This is a genomic window from Streptomyces sp. NPDC050164, from assembly GCF_044459945.1.
Lineage (GTDB): Bacteria > Actinomycetota > Actinomycetes > Streptomycetales > Streptomycetaceae > Streptomyces > Streptomyces coeruleorubidus_A.
In genome coordinates, this window is sequence record NZ_JBITJK010000009.1 from 153,863 (window position 1) to 169,623 (window position 15,761).

General features: G+C 70.5%; 14 protein-coding genes and 1 riboswitch. Of the genes, 6 read left to right on the forward strand and 8 right to left on the reverse strand.

What is annotated here, in order from left to right; translation table 11 throughout:
- Positions 1–28: 28 nt before the first annotated feature.
- The 4 genes from groL to thrC form a co-directional block, all read right to left on the reverse strand.
- Positions 29–1,651 carry a chaperonin GroEL gene (gene groL / locus ACIBNA_RS16135; protein WP_399165836.1) on the reverse strand — a complete coding sequence of 541 codons (1,623 nt, stop codon included), beginning with the start codon at positions 1,649–1,651 and terminating at the stop codon, positions 29–31.
- Between the two features lie 509 nt (positions 1,652–2,160).
- The gene (locus ACIBNA_RS16140; protein ID WP_010035953.1) at positions 2,161–2,364 is read right to left on the reverse strand and encodes a cold-shock protein; all 204 of its coding nucleotides are present in this window, start codon (positions 2,362–2,364) and stop codon (positions 2,161–2,163) included.
- A gap of 446 nt (positions 2,365–2,810) precedes the next feature.
- Positions 2,811–3,086, reverse strand: coding sequence for a ubiquitin-like small modifier protein 1 (locus ACIBNA_RS16145; RefSeq protein ID WP_010035955.1), 276 nt, complete (start codon positions 3,084–3,086; stop codon positions 2,811–2,813).
- The gene (gene thrC, locus ACIBNA_RS16150) at positions 3,083–4,369 is read right to left on the reverse strand and encodes a threonine synthase (RefSeq protein WP_399165837.1); all 1,287 of its coding nucleotides are present in this window, start codon (positions 4,367–4,369) and stop codon (positions 3,083–3,085) included. The genes ACIBNA_RS16145 and thrC overlap by 4 nt, the downstream gene beginning before the upstream one ends.
- Before the next feature lie 18 nt (positions 4,370–4,387).
- Positions 4,388–4,542: riboswitch (SAM riboswitch) on the reverse strand.
- 155 nt (positions 4,543–4,697) lie between these two features.
- On the opposite strand from thrC, the gene ACIBNA_RS16155 reads away from it, so the two are divergent.
- The 3 genes from ACIBNA_RS16155 to otsB all read left to right on the forward strand — a co-directional run bounded on the left by ACIBNA_RS16155 (position 4,698) and on the right by otsB (position 7,959).
- Positions 4,698–5,642, forward strand: a complete 945-nt coding sequence (locus ACIBNA_RS16155; protein WP_399165838.1) for a glucosyl-3-phosphoglycerate synthase — start codon at positions 4,698–4,700, stop codon at positions 5,640–5,642.
- Between the two features lie 73 nt (positions 5,643–5,715).
- Complete coding sequence (locus ACIBNA_RS16160) at positions 5,716–7,104, forward strand: trehalose-6-phosphate synthase (RefSeq protein ID WP_399165839.1); 1,389 nt, start codon at positions 5,716–5,718, stop codon at positions 7,102–7,104.
- Between the two features lie 6 nt (positions 7,105–7,110).
- A complete protein-coding gene (gene otsB, locus ACIBNA_RS16165) occupies positions 7,111–7,959 on the forward strand; it encodes a trehalose-phosphatase (protein WP_399165840.1) in 849 nt (282 codons plus the stop codon).
- Positions 7,960–8,044: 85 nt separating this feature from the next.
- On the opposite strand, the gene ACIBNA_RS16170 is transcribed toward otsB, so the two are convergent.
- Positions 8,045–8,290 carry a DUF3263 domain-containing protein gene (locus tag ACIBNA_RS16170; RefSeq protein WP_399165841.1) on the reverse strand — a complete coding sequence of 82 codons (246 nt, stop codon included), beginning with the start codon at positions 8,288–8,290 and terminating at the stop codon, positions 8,045–8,047.
- 32 nt (positions 8,291–8,322) lie between these two features.
- On the reverse strand, positions 8,323–9,576 hold the full coding sequence (locus tag ACIBNA_RS16175; protein WP_399165842.1) for an ABC transporter substrate-binding protein: 1,254 nt from the start codon (positions 9,574–9,576) through the stop codon (positions 8,323–8,325).
- A 133-nt stretch (positions 9,577–9,709) separates the two neighbouring features.
- Here ACIBNA_RS16175 and ACIBNA_RS16180 point away from each other — a divergent pair, with 133 nt between their 5' ends.
- The 3 genes from ACIBNA_RS16180 to ACIBNA_RS16190 all read left to right on the forward strand — a co-directional run bounded on the left by ACIBNA_RS16180 (position 9,710) and on the right by ACIBNA_RS16190 (position 12,914).
- Positions 9,710–10,651 carry an ROK family protein gene (locus ACIBNA_RS16180; protein WP_399165843.1) on the forward strand — a complete coding sequence of 314 codons (942 nt, stop codon included), beginning with the start codon at positions 9,710–9,712 and terminating at the stop codon, positions 10,649–10,651.
- Entirely contained in the window at positions 10,651–11,862 is a 1,212-nt protein-coding gene (gene nagA, locus ACIBNA_RS16185; RefSeq protein WP_399165844.1) for an N-acetylglucosamine-6-phosphate deacetylase, read from the forward strand. Before ACIBNA_RS16180 ends, nagA begins: the two co-directional genes overlap by 1 nt.
- A 122-nt stretch (positions 11,863–11,984) precedes the next feature.
- Positions 11,985–12,914 (forward strand): 1-phosphofructokinase family hexose kinase, encoded by a 930-nt coding sequence (locus ACIBNA_RS16190; protein ID WP_399165845.1) that lies wholly within the window; start codon positions 11,985–11,987, stop codon positions 12,912–12,914.
- A 9-nt stretch (positions 12,915–12,923) separates the two neighbouring features.
- Here ACIBNA_RS16190 and ACIBNA_RS16195 read toward each other — a convergent pair whose 3' ends face one another.
- Positions 12,924–13,859: a carbohydrate-binding protein gene (locus ACIBNA_RS16195; protein WP_399165846.1), complete on the reverse strand. Its 936-nt coding sequence runs from the start codon at positions 13,857–13,859 to the stop codon at positions 12,924–12,926.
- A gap of 118 nt (positions 13,860–13,977) precedes the next feature.
- Entirely contained in the window at positions 13,978–15,639 is a 1,662-nt protein-coding gene (cdgB, locus tag ACIBNA_RS16200) for a diguanylate cyclase CdgB (protein WP_274817211.1), read from the reverse strand.
- Positions 15,640–15,761: the final 122 nt, after the last annotated feature.

Here is a 15,761-nt window from a genome sequence, read left to right on the forward strand (position 1 = left end):
CGGCAAGGACGTTGATCGACCAGGTCGATCAGAAGTCCATGTCACCGCCCGGCATGCCGCCGCCGGCGGGCGCGGCGTTCTTCTCCGGCTTGTCGGCGATGACGGCCTCGGTGGTGAGGAACAGCGCGGCGATGGAGGCGGCGTTCTGCAGAGCGGAACGGGTCACCTTCGCCGGGTCGATGATGCCCTCGGCGATCATGTCGACGTACTCACCGGTCGCGGCGTTCAGGCCGTGGCCGACGGTGAGGTTGCGGACCTTCTCCACGACGACGCCGCCCTCGAGACCACCGTTGACGGCGATCTGCTTCAGCGGGGCCTCCAGGGCGAGCTTCACGGCGTTGGCGCCGGTCGCCTCGTCACCCTCCAGCTCCAGCTTCTCGAAGACCTGGGAGGCCTGCAGCAGGGCCACGCCACCACCGGCGACGATGCCCTCCTCGACGGCCGCCTTGGCGTTGCGGACGGCGTCCTCGATGCGGTGCTTGCGCTCCTTGAGCTCCACCTCGGTGGCGGCACCGGCCTTGATGACGGCCACGCCGCCGGCCAGCTTCGCCAGGCGCTCCTGGAGCTTCTCGCGGTCGTAGTCCGAGTCGCTGTTCTCGATCTCGGCGCGGATCTGGTTGACCCGGCCCTGGACCTGCTCGGCCGAGCCGGCACCGTCGACGATGGTGGTCTCGTCCTTGGTGATGACGACCTTGCGGGCCTTGCCCAGGAGGTCGATCGTGGCGTTCTCCAGCTTGAGGCCGACCTCCTCGGAGATCACCTCGCCGCCGGTGAGGATGCCGATGTCCTGGAGCATCGCCTTGCGACGGTCACCGAAGCCCGGAGCCTTGACGGCGACGGACTTGAAGGTGCCACGGATCTTGTTGACGACCAGGGTCGACAGGGCCTCGCCCTCGACGTCCTCGGCGATGATCAGCAGCGGCTTGCCCGACTGCATGACCTTCTCCAGGAGCGGGAGCAGGTCCTTGACGTTGGAGATCTTGGAGTTCGCGATCAGGATGTACGGGTCGTCGAGGACGGCCTCCATACGCTCCATGTCGGTGGCGAAGTACGCCGAGATGTAGCCCTTGTCGAAGCGCATACCCTCGGTGAGCTCCAGCTCCAGACCGAAGGTCTGGGACTCCTCGACGGTGATGACGCCTTCCTTGCCGACCTTGTCCATGGCCTCGGCGATGAGCTCGCCGATCTGGGTGTCGGCGGCGGAGATGGAGGCCGTGGAGGCGATCTGCTCCTTGGTCTCGACGTCCTTCGCCTGCTCCAGCAGGGCGGCGGAGACGGCCTCGACGGCCTTCTCGATACCGCGCTTGAGGGCCATCGGGTTGGCGCCGGCGGCTACGTTGCGCAGGCCTTCCTTGACCAGGGCCTGGGCGAGGACGGTCGCGGTGGTCGTACCGTCACCGGCGACGTCGTCCGTCTTCTTGGCGACTTCCTTGACCAGCTCGGCGCCGATCTTCTCGTACGGGTCCTCGAGCTCGATCTCCTTGGCGATGGAGACGCCGTCGTTGGTGATCGTGGGCGCGCCCCACTTCTTCTCGAGGACGACGTTGCGGCCCTTGGGGCCGAGCGTCACCTTCACGGCGTCCGCGAGCTGGTTCATGCCGCGCTCGAGGCCGCGCCGCGCCTCCTCGTCGAACGCGATGATCTTGGCCATGTGAAGTGGTCCCTCCAGGACTGGGGGTGATTACTTCGGACCGCGCCCGCGCCCGCGACGGACGGCTCGCCTGCCTCGTGGTTCCTTCCCACCCGGCCTGCGGGCCTCACCGACCCGGTCCTTACGTTGTCACTCTCACCTTCAGAGTGCTAACGCAATGATTAGCACTCGGGCATGGCGAGTGCAAGCGGCTCCCGAGGTTCGGGCGGGGCGCTCAGCCCCCGGCGAACGGGCGCACCCGGCTCGGCCACAGGCCTCGGGCAGCGCCACGGCGGATCGGGCGGGCCGGGAAAGGCCTGGCCACGGCCCACCACGGCGGCGAGGCCGATGCGAGCCGGCCGGAAACGCCTGCACCGACGGCCCACGGCGGCCGCGATGCCGGCGCGAGCCGTCCGGGCGCGAACTCGCGCCCCCTGCACCCGGTCCCCGAACAGGCCGAAGGGCCCGCACCCGGGGGGTGCGGGCCCTTCAGAGAAGACCGGTCGCTTGCGCTTGGTCGTGGTGCGCGTTCAGGCAGAGACGCGAACCATGTCGGCCTGCGGCCCCTTCTGGCCCTGCGAGATCTCGAACTCGACCCGCTGGCCCTCTTCCAGGGTGCGGTAGCCGTCCATCTGGATCGCACTGTAGTGGACGAAAACATCCGCACCACCGTCGACCGCGATGAAGCCGTACCCCTTCTCCGCGTTGAACCACTTGACGGTGCCCTGAGCCATGCCTAACTCCCCTATTACTGGCCCTTGCACAGATCCACACTTCGCGGACCCGGGTCAGACCTCACCCCCCACGGTTGGGGGCGTGCGCCGGAACGCGTCGACCGCGGCTGAATGTATCTGTCCAACTGCCCTCTGCAACAGGTCAATCGGACGAGAATTCTGGACGCGCAGGGTCCGGAATGTAGGGAGAATTCGCCCGACTTCAGGGCAAGTCGGGCTACACAAAAGGAACAAAAGCCGCGAAAGGCACACACACTTTGGCTACATCTTGTCGGGCGCGCGGCAGGAATTCAGGGCTCCCGATCAGAAGATCGGCGCTGCGTTCCCCAACTGTACCGCGCTCAATCACACAGAATTACCCCCTCCGCTTCTCTCACGGAGGGGGCAATTCGATGAACTCTCAGTAACCGCCGTTACCGAAGGTAATAATCAAGCCGGTCGACCGGTTAGCCACCCGCGACGGCCGGGATGATCGACACCCCGGCACCGTCCGGCGTCGCCGTCTCCAGGCCCTGCTCGAACCGCACGTCGTCGTCGTTGACGTACACGTTGACGAACCGGCGCAGCTTGCCCTGGTCGTCCAGCACCCGGGCGGCGATCCCGGTGTGGTTCTTCTCCAGATCGGCGATGACCTCGCCGAGGGTCGCCCCCTCGGCGGCGACCTCGGCCTGGCCGCCGGTGTAGGTGCGCAGGATGGTGGGGATGCGAACGGTCACGCTCATGCGAGGCCAGCCTCTCGGAAGGAGTCCAGGTTCGGGCGGATGGTGGCGGTGAGGCCGGTACCGGCCACCGCGTCGAGGGTCTTGAGGCCGTCCCCGGTGTTCAGGACGACGGTGGTCTTCGACGGGTCGAGCACCCCGTTCTCGACCAGCTTCTTCGCCACGCCCACGGTCACACCACCGGCGGTCTCCGCGAAGATGCCCTCGGTCCGGGCGAGGATCTTGATCGCGTCGACGACCTGCTCGTCGTTCACGTCCTCCACCGCCCCGCCCGTGCGACGCGCGATGTCGAGCACGTAGGGGCCGTCCGCCGGGTTGCCGATCGCCAGCGACTTGGCGATGGTGTCCGGCTTCTGGGGGCGTACGACGTCGTGGCCGGCCTTGTAGGCCGTCGACACCGGCGAGCAGCCCTCGGCCTGCGCTCCGAAGATCTTGTACGGCTTGTCCTCGACCAGCCCGAGCTTGATCAGCTCCTGAAGACCCTTGTCGATCTTCGTGAGCTGCGAGCCGGAGGCGATCGGCACCACGATCTGGTCCGGCAGCTGCCAGCCGAGCTGCTCGCAGATCTCGTACGCGAGGGTCTTGGAGCCCTCGGCGTAGTACGGCCGCAGGTTGACGTTGACGAAGCCCCAGCCCTCGCCCGCCGGGTCGCCGATCAGCTCCGAGCAGAAGCGGTTCACGTCGTCGTAGTTGCCCTGGATGCCGACGAGCTCACCGCCGTAGACCGCGGCCATGACGACCTTGCCCTGTTCCAGGTCGTGCGGGATGAACACGCAGGAGCGGAAGCCGGCGCGGGCCGCCGCGGCACCCACGGCGCCGGCGAGGTTGCCGGTGGAGGAGCAGGACAGCGTGGTGAAGCCGAAGGCGCGAGCGGCCTCCAGGGCCTGGGCGACGACACGGTCCTTGAAGGAGTGCGTCGGGTTGCCGGAGTCGTCCTTGATGAAGAGCTTGCCGGCGTCGACGCCCAGCTCGCGGGCGAGGTTGTAGGCCTTGACGAGCTGGGTCCAGCCCGGGTTGATGTTCGGCTTGGTCGCCACGTCGGCCGGGACCGGCAGCAGCGGGGCGTAGCGCCAGATGTTCGCGGGGCCCGCCTCGATCCGCTTGCGGAGCTCCTCGGTGTCGTAGGCCGAGAAGTCGTAGGCGATCTCCAGCGGGCCGAAACACTCCTCGCAGGCGAAGACCGGGCCGAGGGGTACGCGGTGACCGCACTCGCGGCAGCTCAGGGCGGCGGCGGGGCCGAGGTCTACGGTGGAGTCAGTGGTGCTTGCAACAGTCTGCACAGCCATGTGAGGCGAGGCCCTTTCTCCTCATCTTCCTCACGACGCATCTCGCCGTGAGACGGATTTGGCACCTTCCCGAGCCGGAGCCTCGCGGAGCGGTCGACAGTGACCTACGAGTATCGGCTGGAGGGTTGCCGGGGCTTCATCGGGCCGTATCCCTCTGCCCCTCTGGATGAGCTGTATTCGGTTGTTGACGACGGTTGACCCCGGACATGCGATGGTCATCCGCGTTGTTCAAGACTGTAACCGACGACCAGGACAGTTGAGATAGTCGTCCGAACCGCGAGATGGCTCACAGTCCGTCCCGCCGAGAGTACGCAGAGGAGCCGCCACGGTGCTGGAAGAAGTCGAGCGCTGGCTGAGCACCCGTTCCTGGTCCGCGACCGATCGCCCGCTCCACCAGATCCTCGCCGCCAAGCAGCGCACGGGCCGGACGGTCAGTGTCGTGCTGCCCGCGCTCAACGAGGAGGAGACGGTAGGCGACATCGCCGCCGTCATCCGCCACGACCTGATGCGGCAGGTGCCGCTCGTCGACGAGCTGGTCGTCGTCGACTCGGGGTCGACCGACCGAACGTCGGAGGTGGCCGCCGCCGCGGGCGCGAGGGTGGTGCACCGCGACGAGATCCTGCCGCGAATCCCGGCCGTGCCCGGCAAGGGCGAGGTGCTGTGGCGATCCCTCCTCGTCACCAGCGGGGACATCGTCTGCTTCGTCGACGCGGACCTGAGGGACTTCTCGTCCGACTTCGTCTCCGGGATCGTCGGCCCGCTGCTCACCGACCCGGACATCGACCTGGTGAAGGGCATGTACGACCGTCCGCTCGGCGGCGCCACCGGGCAGGGCGGCCGGGTCACGGAGCTGATGGCCCGCCCGGTGCTCAACATGCACTGGCCGCAGCTGGCCGGCTTCGTGCAGCCGCTCGGCGGCGAGTACGCGGCCCGCCGCTCGCTGCTGGAGCAGCTGCCCTTCCCCGTCGGGTACGGCGTCGAGCTCGGCATGCTGGTCGACGCCCTGCACCTGGTGGGCCTGGACGCCCTCGCCCAGGTGGACATCGGCGTGCGCAAGCACCGGCACCAGGACGGGCAGGCGCTGGGCCGGATGGCCGCCGCGATCTACCGCACGGCCCAGCTGCGGCTGGCCCGCGGGCATCTGATCCGGCCGTCCCTGACGCAGTTCGAGCGGGGCGGGGACGGCTTCGAACCGCGCACCTACTCCGTGGACACCGAGGAGCGTCCGCCGATGGTGGAGATCGCCGAGTACCAGGCTCGGAGGGCGGCCTGACCGGGGTCGTTTTCGGCCGGGTGGGTCAGGTCCGTACGTTTGAGCGTTTCCGGGCCGGGCTAGGTTGAGGGCTATGGCTTCAACGTACGGTGCTGCACAGGTGCTGGTGGCCTCCAACCGCGGCCCGGTCTCTTACGCGGTGGGCGAGGACGGTTCGCTGAACGCCAAGCGCGGCGGCGGCGGGCTGGTCTCGGGGCTGTCCGCGATCGGCTCGGACGCGGACGCGCTGTGGGTGTGCTCGGCGCTGTCCGACGGCGACCGCGAGGCGGTCCGGCGGGGCGTCGGCGAGGACGGCGTGCGGATGCTGGACATCCCGGCCGACGTGCACGCGGACGCGTACAACGGCATCGCGAACTCGGTGCTGTGGTTTGTCCACCACATGCTCTACCAGACGCCGCTGGAGCCGGTCTTCGACACGGAGTTCCGGCGCCAGTGGACGTCGTACGAGACGTACAACCGGGCGTTCGCCGAGGCGCTGGCCGAGGAGGCGGCGCAGGGCGCGGCGGTGGTGGTGCAGGACTACCACCTGACGCTGGTGCCGGGCATGCTCCGCGAGCTGCGGCCGGACCTGAGGATCGGCCACTTCTCGCACACGCCGTGGGCGCCGCCCGAGTACTTCCGGATGCTGCCGGACGACGTGGCCGGGCAGGTGCTGCGCGGCATGCTGGGCGCGGACCGGCTGGGCTTCCTCACGCAGCGCTGGGCGGACGCGTTCACCGCGTGCGCCGAGCAGTTCGCCGGCGGGCTCGGCGGCACGCGGATCGGCGTGCACGGGCTGGGGGCCGACGCGGACTTCCTGCGAAAGCGGTCGCACGAGCAGGACGTCGAGGAGCGGATGGCCGCGCTCCGGGAGGAGATCGGCGAGGGCCGCCGCACCATCGTCCGGGTCGACCGCACCGAGCTGTCGAAGAACATCGTGCGCGGCCTGCTGGCCTACCGTCGGCTCCTCGAGACCCACGCCGAGTGGCGCGAGCACGTGGTGCACGTGGCGTTCGCGTATCCGTCGCGGCAGGACCTCGCGGTGTACCGGGACTACACGGCCGAGGTGCAGCGGGTCTCGGAGGAGATCAACGCCGAGTTCGGGACGCCGGGGTGGACTCCGGTCGTACTCAACCTCAAGGACGACTTCGCCCGCTCCCTGGCCGCGTACCGGCTGGCCGACGTGGCGCTCGTCAACCCCATCCGGGACGGCATGAACCTCGTCGCCAAGGAGGTCCCGGTCATCTCCGACTCGGGCTGCGCGCTGGTGCTGTCGCGGGAGGCCGGGGCGTTCGAGGAGCTGGGCGAGGACGCGATCGTGGTGAACCCGTACGACGTGACGGGCACGGCGGCGGCCCTGCACGAGGCGCTCTCGATGGGCCCGGAGGAACGCGCCGAGCGCAGCAAGCGGCTGGCCGCGGCGGCGACCGCGCTGCCGCCTGCCCAGTGGTTCCTTGACCAGCTCGACGCGTTGAGGGGCTGATCGCCGATGACCGGTCCCACGGACTCCCCACTGCCGGCGCCCAGCACGAAAGCCGGACGGGAAGGTCTGGACGCTCTCCTCACCCACCCGGGCAAGGCCCTGATCGGCCTCGACTTCGACGGGACGCTCGCGCCGATCGTGGCCGACCCCGACAAGGCCCGGGCTCACCCGGGGGCCGTCCCCGCGCTGGCCGCGCTCGCGCCGAAGGTGGCCGCCGTCGCGGTGATCACCGGCCGGCCGGCCGAGGTCGCGGTGCGCAACGGCGGCTTCGCGGATGTTCCGGGCCTGGAGCACCTCGTGGTCCTCGGCCACTACGGCACCGAGCGCTGGGACGCCCGGACCGGCGAGGTCAGCGCCCCCGAGCCGCATCCCGGCGTCGCCGCGGTCCGCGCCGAGCTGGCCGAGCTCCTCGAACGGTTCGGCGCGTCGCAGGGGACCTGGATCGAGGACAAGGGCCGGGCCGTCGCCGTGCACACCCGCCGGGCCTCCGATCCGCAGGCCGCGCTGGACTCCCTGCGCGAACCGCTCGCCGGCCTGGCCGGCCGCCACGGCCTGGTCGTGGAGCCCGGCCGCATGGTCCTCGAACTGCGCCCGCCCGGCATGGACAAGGGCGTCGCCCTCGCCGGGTTCGCCCGGGAGATCGGTGCCGGGTCCGTCCTCTTCGCCGGCGACGACCTGGGCGACCTGCCCGCCTACTCGGCCGTCGACAAGCTCCGCGCGGACGGCACCCCGGGCCTGCTGGTGTGCAGCGGCAGCGACGAGGTGACCGAGCTGAGGGAGCGGGCGGACGTGGTGGTGGACGGCCCCGAAGGCGTCGTCCGCCTGCTGCACACGGTGGCGGCCAGGCTCGGCTGAACCCGTCGGCGACCGCCTGCGTGCGCGGGGCCTGGCCGGCCGGGGTGGGTTCTCAGCGGGAGCTCCCCCGGGCCGTCGTCACACGTCAGCGTTCGGCCCGGCGCGTCTGCCGTATCCGCCGCAGCCGGTTCACCGTCACCGGGTCGTGGGACAGGGCCCGGGGGTCGTCCAGCAGGGCGTTGAGGAGCTGGTAGTAGCGCACGGGGGCGAGGCCCAGCTCCTCCCGTATGGCCCGTTCCTTCGCACCGGGCCCGGAAAAACCGCGGCGTTCGAGGGCGAGGATGTCCCGCTCCCTGCGCCCGAGCCGCTCCTCACCCGTGTCCTCGTCCATGCCAGGCACCGTAACGCCCGCCACCGACAGCGCTACTCCGCGCTCTCCGCCCGGGTCGCCGCCGCCTGGAGGTGCCCCAGGACGCCCGAGGGGCTGCCTGAGGGGGCGACGGCCTTGCCGATCTGCTTCTTGACCTGGGCGCTGACGTCGGCCCAGGAGGTCTTGCCGACCGGGTAGAGCTCGGAGGCCGTCAGCTCCTCCAGGAACGGCTTGAGGTGCCGGTCCTGCTCGGAGGCGGCCATGGCCTCGGACGCGGAGCTGGTGACCGGCAGCAGGTCGTACTCGCGGGAGAAGGCCAGCACGTTCTTCTCGCTGTAGACGAAGTCGAGGAAGTCGCCGACCTGGTCGCGGTGGCCGTTCTTCCGGAAGGCCGTCATCCAGTCGGCGACACCGAGCGTGGACTTGCTCGTCCCCTCCTTGCCCGGGGTCGGCACCATGCCGTACTCGACGCCGTTCTTGGCGGCGATCTTCATCAGGGAGGGATGGCCGTTGAGCATGCCGACCTCGCCCTTGGCGAAGGCGGAGAACGCGGCTGCCCGGTTGAGCTCGCCGGGCGCGACCGGCCCGGTCAGGTCCTTGCCGACCAGTTCGTTCTTCAGCCAGGAGAAGGTGTCGACGTTCTCCGGGGAGTCGATGCCGTAGCTGCCGACGGTGTCGGCGTAGCCGCCCCCGCCGCTGAGCATCCACTGCATGGTCTCGGCCTGGGCCTCCTCCGGGCCGAGGGGCAGCGCGTAGGGGTACTTCACGCCCTCGTCCTTGAGCGCCTCGGCGTCCTCGGCCAGGTCGTCCCAGGTCTCGGGCGGGGTGATGCCGGCCTTGGCGAAGAGGGTCTTGTTGTAGAAGAGCACGCGGGTGGAGGAGGCGAACGGCATGCCGTACTGCACGCCCTTGACCTGTCCCGCGGAGGCCAGCTGCCCGACGAAGTCGGCCTGCACGGGTATGGAGAGCAGGTCGTCGGCCTTGTAGAGCTGGTTCCGCGCCGCGTAGTCGGCGTACGCGCCGATCTGCGCCATGTCCGGCGGGTCACCGGCGGCGACCATCTCCCTGACCTTGCGGTCGACGTCGTTCCATGAGTAGACGCTGACGTCGATCTTCACCCCGGGGTTGTCGGCCTCGTACTCCTGGACGAGCTTGTCCCAGTATTTCCGGGAGCTGTTGGCCGCACTGTCGCCGTAGTCGGCGGCGACCAGCTTCAGGGTCACGTCGGCGGAGCCGCCCGTCATCCCGCAGCCGCCGAGGACCGCCGTCATGCCCAGTGCGGACACCACCGCGATCGTTCCTGCCATCCGCCGCCGCTGCACCGCTGTTCTTCCCCAACCCTGGCGTCGCCGCCAACGAAAGTTTTCGATATTCGGAACAAGGTCTACACCACGTGAGTGGACTAGACCTCTTGCGGGTCCCCGGGTCACACTGTTCTCCGTGAGACATGTCATCGCCCTCGACGTGGGCGGCACCGGAATGAAGGCCGCCCTGGCCGGACCGGAGGGCGAGCTGCTGTACCAGGCCCGCCGGCCCACCGGACGCGAGCAGGGACCGGACGCCGTCGTCGCGGGCATCCTCGACTTCGCCGCCGAGCTGCGCGCGTACGGCACCGAGCACTTCGGCACGCCCGCATCGGCCGCCGGCGTGGCCGTCCCCGGCATCGTCGACGAGGCGCGGGGCATCGCCGCCTACGCGGCGAACCTCGGCTGGCGCGACGTTCCGCTGCGCGACCTGCTGGCGCAGCGGCTGGGCGTCCCGGTCGCCCTCGGCCACGACGTGCGCGCCGGCGGCCTCGCCGAGGGCCGGGTCGGCGCGGGCCGGGGTGCCGACCGGTTCCTGTTCGTGGCGCTGGGCACCGGCATCGCGGGCGCCATCGGCGTCGACGGCCGGGTCGAGGCGGGCGCGCACGGCTTCGCGGGCGAGATCGGCCACATCGTCGTACGCCCCGGCGGGTCCGAGTGCCCCTGCGGCCAGCGCGGCTGCCTGGAGCGCTTCGCCTCGGCGGCGGCGGTGAGCGAGGCCTGGGCGACGGCCTCCGGCGACCCGGGCGCGGACGCGGCGGACTGCGCGAAGGCGGTGGACTCCGGTGACCCCAGAGCCCGGGCGGTCTGGCAGGAGGCGGTCGACGCCCTGGCCGACGGCCTGGTCACGGCTCTGACCTTGCTGGACCCCCGCACTCTGATCATCGGTGGCGGGCTGGCGGAGGCAGGGGAGACCCTGTTCACACCCCTGCGGGAAGCGATCCGCAGCCGCATCACCTTCCAGAAACAGCCGTTGGTCGTCCCCGCAGCACTGGGGGACGGTGCCGGTTGTCTGGGAGCGGGCCTGCTGGCCTGGGATCTTCTGGCATCGACCGACCGTTCGGAGGTAACCACCTGATGGCAACGCCCCCAGGGGCGCGGGGAACTGCGCGACCAGCCACCACGCACCCGCACCCCGCAACGGCCGGACACCCCACGGTCCTCACCGGCGCAACCGTCGTCCTCCCCACAGGAACCGTCGAAAACGGCAGCCTCACCATCCACGGCACCCGCATCGCCCCGACAGCCCCCAAAAACGCCCAGGCCATCGACGTAACGGGCCACTACCTCATCCCCGGCTTCATCGACCTCCACAACCACGGCGGCGGCGGAGCCTCCTTCACCTCCGGGTCGGTCGACGACATCCTCAAAGGCATCCACACCCACCGGCTGCACGGCACGACCACCCTGGTCGCCTCGACCGTCACCGGCGACATGGACTTCCTCACCCGGCGCGCGGGCCTGCTGAGCGAACTGGCCGAGCAGGGCGAGATCGCCGGCATCCACTTCGAGGGGCCCTTCATCTCCCCCTGCCGCAAGGGCGCCCACTCCGAGGAACTGCTGCGCGACCCGCACCCCGCGGACGTCCGCAAGCTGGTCGACGCGGCCCGGGGCCGGGCGAAAATGATCACGCTGGCCACCGAACTGCCCGGCGGCCTCGACTCCGTACGCCTCCTGACCGACCACGGCGTGATCGCGGCGATCGGCCACACGGACGCGACCTACGAGCAGACGGTCGAGGCCATCGACGCGGGAGCCACGGTCGCCACCCACCTCTTCAACGCCATGCCGCCCCTCGGACACCGCTCCCCCGGTCCCATCGCCGCACTCCTGGAGGACGACCGGATCACGGTCGAGCTGATCAACGACGGCACGCATCTGCACCCCGCCGCACTCCAGCTGGCGTTCCACCGCGCGGGAGCGCACCGGGTGGCGTTCATCACGGACGCGATGGACGCGGCCGGTTTCGGCGACGGCCGGTACTGGCTCGGCCCGCTGGAGGTGGAGGTCGCCGACGGCGTGGCCCGCCTGCTGACGGACGGCACGATCGCCGGCTCGACCCTCACCCTGGACCGCGCCTTCAAACGGGCGGTCACGGTCGACGGCCTGTCCGTCGAGGACGCGGTGCAGGCACTCTCGGCGACCCCCGCCCGCCTGCTCGGCATGGCCGACCGGATCGGCTCCCTGGATCCCGGCAAGGACGCGGACCTGGTGCTCCTGGACGCGCACTACGACCTCAAGGGCGTGATGCGCCGGGGCGAATGGGTGGTCGGTCCCCAACTGCACTGACTCATCCCGCACTCGAGAGACGGTGGCCGACTCCAGGACTGGGCCGACCGCCGTCTCTTTGGCATGATCGAGCTCCGGAAAGTCCACGGCAGCAAGCGCATTCTCGAGGGAGGTCGGCCCAGGTGATCCTCACGGTCACGCTGAACACCGCTCTCGACATCACCTACCGCGTACGGTCCCTCAGGCCGCACGCCTCCCACCGCGTCTCCGAGGTGACGGAACGCCCCGGTGGCAAGGGCGTCAACGTGGCCCGGGTGCTCGCGGCGCTCGGGCACGAGGTGACGGTGACCGGTTTCACGGGCGGTGCGACAGGACGGGTCGTGCAGGAACGGCTCACGTCGGTGCCGGGCGTGGTGGACGCGCTGGTCCCGGTCTCGGGCGCCACCCGCCGCACGATCGCCGTGGTCGACGAGCAGACCGGCGACACGACGCAGCTCAACGAACCGGGCCCGATGGTCACGCCCGCCGAATGGTCGGCCTTCCAGGAGGCCTACGAGGACCTGCTGGCGTCCGCCTCGGCGGTGGCCCTCTGCGGCAGCCTGCCCCCGGGCGTGCCGGTCGGTGCGTACGCCGACCTGGTCCGTACGGCCCGTACCGCCGGAGTCCCGGTCCTCCTGGACACGAGCGGCGAGCCCCTGCGCCGGGGCGTCGCGGCCCGCCCGGACATCATCAAGCCGAACGCCGACGAACTGGCGGAACTCACCGGCTCCCACGAGCCCCTGCGCGCCACGCAGGACGCCCGACGCCGGGGCGCGGGCGCGGTGGTCGCGTCCCTCGGCCCCGAGGGCCTCCTCGCCGCCACCCGAGAGGGCCGCTGGCGAGCCACCCCACCGACCTCTGTGCGAGGAAACCCGACGGGCGCGGGCGACTCGGTGGTCGCGGGCCTGCTGTCGGGCCTGGTCGAACACCTCCCCTGGCCGGACCGCTTGGCCCGGGCGACGGCCTTGTCGGCGGCGACGGTGCAGGCGCCGGTGGCCGGGGAGTTCGACCGCGGGATGTATGAGGAGTTGTTGGGGCGGGTGGCGGTGACGGGGGAGGTCAGTGCCGCGTGAGCGGGGCCGTCACTTCTGGAGCCAGAGCTGATCGAGATTCGCGTCGCACTGGTTGCCCTCGTTGCAGGCGAGCTCGATCGTGTTGGTGCCCTTGGTCAGGGTGACGTTGGACCACGTCTCCTTCCAGCCCTTTTCCCAGTCACCCTTCGGCGTCCCGCCGAAGTTCTCCATGTTGACGGGCCGGTCCTGGGCCTCGCCGTTGACGACCAGCGTGGCGTTGGCGTCCACGCCCGGGATGCCATAGCGCACGTACAACCGGTAGCTGCCGGCCTTCTTGATGCCGTCGACGGTCCAGGTGACTTTCGCTCCGACGTGGTTGAAGCCCGTCACATAGACGCCACCGTCGGCCTTCGAGCCCTTGATGTCCGACGCCGTCGAAACGCCCGGCCCGAGCCGCAACGCCTTCGCGTCGGTCTTGGGCAGCTCCACCTCGCTCTGACCGCCCTTGCTGGGCGACGGGCTCGGCTTCGCGTTCTGGGACTGGGTCGGGGTCGTCCCCGCCTGGTCGTCGGTGTTGTTCTGGTCCTTCTCGCCGCCCAGCATGGCCACGCCGATGCCGATGACGACCGCGGCGACCACCGCGATCGCGCCGATCAGCAGACCCTTGGTGTTCGGCCCGCGGCCACCACGTCCGCCACCACCGCCCGGCACCTGCTGCTGCGCGGTGGGCGCACCGCCGGGCAGCGTCTCCGGTGCCGCGTAGTGCGCGTTCGGTCGGCCGGGAGCACCCTGATGCTGCGGGACCTGGCCGTACGGTGCGGTCTGGCTCGCCTGCGGCTGCTGGCCGTACTGGCGTGTGCCGACCGCTCGCACCCGGTTGACCGAGTTCGGGTAGCCGTAGCCCCCGGACGGCGGCTGGGCCCCGTTGGCCTGCCCGTCGGCGTAGAGATAGCCGAACGGGTCGTCGTCCTCGGGCGTGCTCGCGCCGTTGTTGCCGGGCGTCATCCCTTGGTCTCCTCAGTCAGGTGCGGTGCAATGCGGTACATGGAGCAGAGGGCGAGCCTACCCGCTCCTAGTGACCCAAACGGGTGACTCAGACCGCATCAACTCGCTGACCTGGGGTTCACCCGGCGCGTCTGTGTTGTTTGGGACGAGATCGTTTCTCGACGTACATACGCTCGTCAGCGGATTTCAACACTTCGTCCGCCGTCATTCCACAGTGTGCCCATCCGATGCCGAAGCTGGCGCCGACCCGGACGGCCCGCCCCTCGGCGCGGATGGGCTGGATGATCTCGTTGCGCAGGCGGACCGCGAGGTCCTGGGCGTCGGCGCGGCCGAGCCCGTCGGCGAGGATGACGAATTCGTCACCACCGAGCCGGGCGACGGTGTCGCCGTCGCGGACGCCGTTGCTCAGCCGGCGGGCGACCTCGATGAGAACCGCGTCACCCGCGTTGTGCCCGAACCGGTCGTTGATCGACTTGAAGCCGTCGAGGTCGCAGAAGAGGACGGCGAGGCCCTTGGTGCCGTCGTCGTGGTCGCCGTCCGGGGCGACGGTGTGCACATGGTGGTCGTAGGCGTCGAACGGCTCGGTGCTCGGCCCGAAGTCGAAGGCGTGGCCGATCGCGTCGAAGGCGGGGTGGCCGTAGGCCGCGTCGTGGGACTCGACGACGCCGGGGTGCGAGGGCGCCGCGCGCTGGCACAGCCGGGCGGACAGGCGGGAGCGCAGCTCCGCGGAGTTCGGCAGGCCCGTGAGCGAGTCGTGGGAGGCGCGGTGGGCGAGCTGGAGCTCGCGGCGCTTGCGCTCCTCGATGTCCTCGACGTGGGTGAGGAGGAAGCGCGGGCCGTCGGCGGCGTCCGCGACCACGCTGTTGCGCAGGCTGACCCAGACGTAGGTGCCGTCCCGGCGGCCGAGGCGGAGCTCGGCGCGGCCGCCCTCGGCGGAGGTGCGCAGCAGCGTGCCTATGTCCTCGGGGTGGACCAGGTCGGAGAACGAGTAGCGGCGCATCGCGGAGGCGGGACGGCCCAGCAGCCGGCACAGGGCGTCGTTCGTCCGCAGGATCCTGCCGTGCTGGTCGCCGCCCATCTCGGCGATGGCCATGCCGGACGGGGCGTACTCGAAGGCCTGCCTGAAGCTTTCCTCACTGGCCCGCAGCGCCTGCTGCTCGCGCTCCAGCCGGACGAGCGCCCGCTGCATGTTGGCGCGCAGCCGGGCGTTGCTGATCGCGATGGCGGCCTGGAAGGCGTACATCTGGAGCGCCTCGCGGCCCCAGGCGCCTGGGCGGCGGCCGTTGCGCGGCCGGTCCACGGACAGCACGCCGATCAGCTCGCCGCACGCCGCATTGCCCTGGGGGCCGGGCGCGTACATCGGCGCGAAGAGCCGGTCGGACGGGTGCCACTCGTCCTCGAAGCGGGGGGCGGGGCCGTCGGTGTACCACTGCGGGACGTCGTCGTCGTCGAGGACCCAGCCCTCGGTGTGCGGTATGAACACCAGGTCGCCCCAGTGCTCGCCCATGCCGAGGCGGCGCTCCCAGGACTCGCGGGAGCCGACGCGGCCGGTGATGAGGGCCTCGGCGGCGGGATTCCCGGCGAAGGCGGCGACGACGAGATCGCCGTCGGGCCGTACGAGGTTCACGCACGCCAGCTCGTACCCGAGGGCGGCGACCACGCCCTCCGCGACGGTCTGCAGGGTGTCCGCCAGGCTGCGGGCCGTGTTCATGTCGGCCATGACCTGGTGCAGTTGCCGCAGGGACGCAAGGCGGACGTAGGGCTCCGACTCGGTCTCCATGCTCGCCCTCCCCCCGAGACCTCGCAGCGAATCAAGGGTTCTCATCGGCGTATCGTCCTGGCAGCTTCCCAGCCACTGAATCACAGCGCGCTGCCCACTCGGTACACAGGGTCAACAATTCC

Bases quoted from the DNA above. Each gene is read 5' to 3' on its own strand.
- groL (WP_399165836.1), bottom strand. From the start codon at position 1,651: ATGGCCAAGATCATCGCGTTCGACGAGGAGGCGCGGCGCGGCCTCGAG.
- ACIBNA_RS16170 (WP_399165841.1), bottom strand. From the start codon at position 8,290: ATGGACGAGGACACGGGTGAGGAGCGGCTCGGGCGCAGGGAGCGGGAC.
- thrC (WP_399165837.1), bottom strand. From the start codon at position 4,369: ATGGCTGTGCAGACTGTTGCAAGCACCACTGACTCCACCGTAGACCTC.
- nagA (WP_399165844.1), top strand. From the start codon at position 10,651: ATGGCAACGCCCCCAGGGGCGCGGGGAACTGCGCGACCAGCCACCACG.
- ACIBNA_RS16195 (WP_399165846.1), bottom strand. From the start codon at position 13,859: ATGACGCCCGGCAACAACGGCGCGAGCACGCCCGAGGACGACGACCCG.
- otsB (WP_399165840.1), top strand. From the start codon at position 7,111: ATGACCGGTCCCACGGACTCCCCACTGCCGGCGCCCAGCACGAAAGCC.
- ACIBNA_RS16175 (WP_399165842.1), bottom strand. From the start codon at position 9,576: ATGGCAGGAACGATCGCGGTGGTGTCCGCACTGGGCATGACGGCGGTC.
- ACIBNA_RS16160 (WP_399165839.1), top strand. From the start codon at position 5,716: ATGGCTTCAACGTACGGTGCTGCACAGGTGCTGGTGGCCTCCAACCGC.
- ACIBNA_RS16140 (WP_010035953.1), bottom strand. From the start codon at position 2,364: ATGGCTCAGGGCACCGTCAAGTGGTTCAACGCGGAGAAGGGGTACGGC.
- cdgB (WP_274817211.1), bottom strand. From the start codon at position 15,639: ATGGAGACCGAGTCGGAGCCCTACGTCCGCCTTGCGTCCCTGCGGCAA.
- ACIBNA_RS16145 (WP_010035955.1), bottom strand. From the start codon at position 3,086: ATGAGCGTGACCGTTCGCATCCCCACCATCCTGCGCACCTACACCGGC.